The sequence below is a fragment of the Halarchaeum acidiphilum MH1-52-1 genome, assembly GCF_000474235.1.
In the GTDB taxonomy this organism is placed as follows: Archaea; Halobacteriota; Halobacteria; order Halobacteriales; family Halobacteriaceae; genus Halarchaeum; species Halarchaeum acidiphilum.
Genome location: NZ_BATA01000125.1, coordinates 1 through 2,762 on the forward strand (window position 1 = coordinate 1; position 2,762 = coordinate 2,762).

Consider the following 2,762-nt stretch of genomic DNA (forward strand, 5'->3'; position numbering starts at 1 on the left):
ACATCCAGGTCTGGTGTGTTGCTCATTGCTGAGAGCCTCCGCCCTCTCCGGGGGTTCGACAAACTCGTGCCGAAGTAGCCTGCGCCTACAGATAAGTAGATATATCTCGGTCACACCAAACATATACCTTCTAGTAGCGACTATAGATGTGTATGAGCGAGGAGCGCCCGGACCCTGTTCCGTCGTCTACAGCTGCTGGTGATGCACGGAGTCGGTGGACAGCTGAGCGGACCACCTTCCAACGCGTCTACGACGTCGCCACGACACTCTCAACCTACGAACCCGTGAGTGAGATCGCGGAGCAGGCGTCGTGCTCGACGGACGGGGCGCGCGACGCGCTCTCACAGCTCGTCGAGATGGATATCGTTGAGACACGCGGGAGCCGTCCAGCCGAGTATCGCCGCAATGAGGCGTACTTCCGCTGGAAGCGTATTGAGGATCTCGCCCGTGACCACACGCCGAGCGAACTCCGCACCCAAATCGACGACCTCATCGAAGAGGACGACGCCCTCCAGGAGCGCTTCGACGCGCCCAGCCCTAATGCCGTCTCACCCGGCGAGTTCGACGGCGTCGATCACGAGACGGTTCACGACCGCTGGGAGGCGCTGAGTCGCTGGCGCAGTCTTCGCCACGATATCGAACTCCTCCAGCAAGCTGCCCATCGCGCTGAACAGCGTCGGGACACCAGCGATACTGCCTCCGCCTAACCCGCGCTTTTCGATGCCGCCAATCCCAGACGAGGACGACCAGCCCCCGCAGGGTCGCCTCGACACGACGACACTTCGAACACTCGGCCGTCGCGCAGCGACACATCCACTCGTTGAGGCCTGGACCTTCGAACCAACTCGTACCTCACCTCGCTATCTCGAGTTTGAACTCGACGATGAGGCATATCCCATGGACGTCGATGCTGTCCGCCTCGAAATCCACTGGTTCGACACCGACGACTACTACGTCCACTACATCGAGACACGCGGCGACGCCTCCTACCAGTGTCGCTGGGACCGCCATCCGAAGACAGACGCACCACGAAGCCATTTCCACCCGCCGCCCGATGCTGGGGCCGCCGTCGCATCCTCACTCGGGACACACGCGCTTGAGGTTCTCTTCACCGTCCTCGACTGGGTGAGTGACCGCGTCGAAACACTGCATGCAGCGTGAGAAGACCGCTACTCGCTCTCGGCCGCGTCGTCGTCTTTCACGGCTGCGATGTCTGCAGCGACGTTCTTGACGTGCTGCTGGTGTTGCGCCGACGTGCCGACGCTCTGCGCAGCGTCGAGCTGGTCGTTGACGACCGCATTCTGCTGGGGCCCCCAGACTTCGGGCGGTTCGGATTTCAGATACGCTACCCAGCGCTTGACGGCCTCAATGCGGTGCTCACGATTCCGCTCGTGTTTCTCGTCGAGAGCCTTCTGCATGTTTGAGTCGCTCATATTCGACATCGAGTCAGAGTCGCTCAAACAGATCAGCCCGGTCTTGGTTCGAGAACCGATATCCATCCCGTTCTCGAAGTGCATCGATCACGGCTTCCAGCTCGTTTTCGGATTCGATGTGTCCCTTAACAAGCGTCGCCTCGAGTAGTAGCTTCAGATCCCAGACTTCGACAGCCTGTTGCGAGGCCATCTCAGCGGCGTGACCGTCGTCGGTGAGCAGTCGCTCGTCGCGGGTTGCCGCGACGGCGATACACTCCGCATCAGTGAACGAGAGAGATGCATCGACGGTTTCGTCAGCGAGCTGAACTTCGGCCTCGGTTGGCGAGTAGACCTGCAACCAGCCGCCGCGATAGGATTTAATCGCATCTATCCGCTCGACGAACCGATAGCCGGCTACCTCGTCACGGTGGAGTTCATCAAGCACAGAGGGAACCGTCCCGACCTGCTCGAAAAGCGCGGGAAGTAGCTCGAGCCGCTCGATTTTCGCGAGCGAACTCAAGATATTGTTGTCGACGAGCATACTGACGCCCCGTTATAGATTTTCGAGGCGTTCGGATCGCTCGTCGTCGCCGAGAATGGCGACGTCGCGGCTAACGCCACGGTCGCGGAGGATTTCCTTGAACTCTTCTGGGCTATAGCCGGCGAGCTCGGCAGCACGATTGAGCGAGACGGTACCGCTCTTGTACTGTTCGACCGCGAGATCGACGCGTAGCTCGGGGCGCTTCTCCAGAAGGGCGCGAAACGCTTCCTCAAGGAACTCTTCCTCGGAGGAAAACCGTCCCGACTGCTGGAGGAGTTCGATGTTGTCTTCAACGTCGATCATAACATGAACACTCCGTACGCTCTCTTGGTAAGCCATCCGTATAAAGCCAGAGGTGGGCCCCCTACTCTCGACAGATGCACCTCCGACGACGTACACTCTCACTCTGATCGCAGTTCTGCCGCCTGCTGTGCGAGCTGGCGAAGGACTGGCTCCCGATTCTGATGCGCGTTCTCGTAGGCGGCACACTCTCGGACAGTCTCGACGTCGGGAATAGTCACGATACAGGCGCGCAGGAGGTCGAGGTTCTCGGGGGCGAGTCGTTGTTCGGGCGTGAGCGGAGTTTCGTCCGTCGTTGTACGCTTGGGCATTGGTTGTCGCCTCGCCCTTCTCGGCGACGATAAACCGACCCAGAGACGCACCGTGCGTCTCTCGTCCTACTCGCTCTCGACTTCCGGTTGGATTCGGCGTGCGTCCTCGGCGAGGGTGTGGAGGTACGCCCGCAGCACGTCCATATCCTCCTTGGCCCCCTCAAGCATCTGGGCTTTCACTTTGCCCGTGATTTTGTC

At 60.3% G+C, this 2,762-nt stretch carries 7 protein-coding genes; 2 read left to right on the forward strand and 5 right to left on the reverse strand.

Annotated features, from left to right (window positions below):
• The first annotated feature begins 152 nt into the window (after window positions 1-152).
• Window positions 153-707 (forward strand): DUF7342 family protein, encoded by a 555-nt coding sequence (locus tag AOZ13_RS13350; RefSeq protein ID WP_049934135.1) that lies wholly within the window; start codon window positions 153-155, stop codon window positions 705-707.
• Window positions 708-897: 190 nt separating this feature from the next.
• The gene (locus tag AOZ13_RS15155; RefSeq protein ID WP_021780846.1) at window positions 898-1,161 is read left to right on the forward strand and encodes a hypothetical protein; all 264 of its coding nucleotides are present in this window, start codon (window positions 898-900) and stop codon (window positions 1,159-1,161) included.
• A gap of 8 nt (window positions 1,162-1,169) precedes the next feature.
• Here AOZ13_RS15155 and AOZ13_RS13360 read toward each other — a convergent pair whose 3' ends face one another.
• From AOZ13_RS13360 to AOZ13_RS15910, 5 genes are all read right to left on the reverse strand, one after another.
• Window positions 1,170-1,433 carry a hypothetical protein gene (locus tag AOZ13_RS13360; protein ID WP_049934137.1) on the reverse strand — a complete coding sequence of 88 codons (264 nt, stop codon included), beginning with the start codon at window positions 1,431-1,433 and terminating at the stop codon, window positions 1,170-1,172.
• 13 nt (window positions 1,434-1,446) lie between these two features.
• On the reverse strand, window positions 1,447-1,953 hold the full coding sequence (locus AOZ13_RS14625; protein ID WP_199897076.1) for a hypothetical protein: 507 nt from the start codon (window positions 1,951-1,953) through the stop codon (window positions 1,447-1,449).
• Between the two features lie 12 nt (window positions 1,954-1,965).
• The gene (locus AOZ13_RS13370) at window positions 1,966-2,358 is read right to left on the reverse strand and encodes a UPF0175 family protein (RefSeq protein WP_199897077.1); all 393 of its coding nucleotides are present in this window, start codon (window positions 2,356-2,358) and stop codon (window positions 1,966-1,968) included.
• Window positions 2,355-2,564: a hypothetical protein gene (locus AOZ13_RS13375; RefSeq protein ID WP_021780851.1), complete on the reverse strand. Its 210-nt coding sequence runs from the start codon at window positions 2,562-2,564 to the stop codon at window positions 2,355-2,357. Before AOZ13_RS13375 ends, AOZ13_RS13370 begins: the two co-directional genes overlap by 4 nt.
• 66 nt (window positions 2,565-2,630) lie before the next feature.
• A complete protein-coding gene (locus AOZ13_RS15910; protein WP_449404305.1) occupies window positions 2,631-2,756 on the reverse strand; it encodes a DUF7389 domain-containing protein in 126 nt (41 codons plus the stop codon).
• Between the last annotated feature and the right edge of the window lie 6 nt (window positions 2,757-2,762).

Coding starts and splice junctions, on each gene's coding strand:
- AOZ13_RS13360 (WP_049934137.1), bottom strand. CDS start 1,433: ATGAGCGACTCAAACATGCAGAAGGCTCTCGACGAGAAACACGAGCGG.
- AOZ13_RS13375 (WP_021780851.1), bottom strand. CDS start 2,564: ATGCCCAAGCGTACAACGACGGACGAAACTCCGCTCACGCCCGAACAA.
- AOZ13_RS15155 (WP_021780846.1), top strand. CDS start 898: ATGGACGTCGATGCTGTCCGCCTCGAAATCCACTGGTTCGACACCGAC.
- AOZ13_RS14625 (WP_199897076.1), bottom strand. CDS start 1,953: ATGCTCGTCGACAACAATATCTTGAGTTCGCTCGCGAAAATCGAGCGG.
- AOZ13_RS13350 (WP_049934135.1), top strand. CDS start 153: ATGAGCGAGGAGCGCCCGGACCCTGTTCCGTCGTCTACAGCTGCTGGT.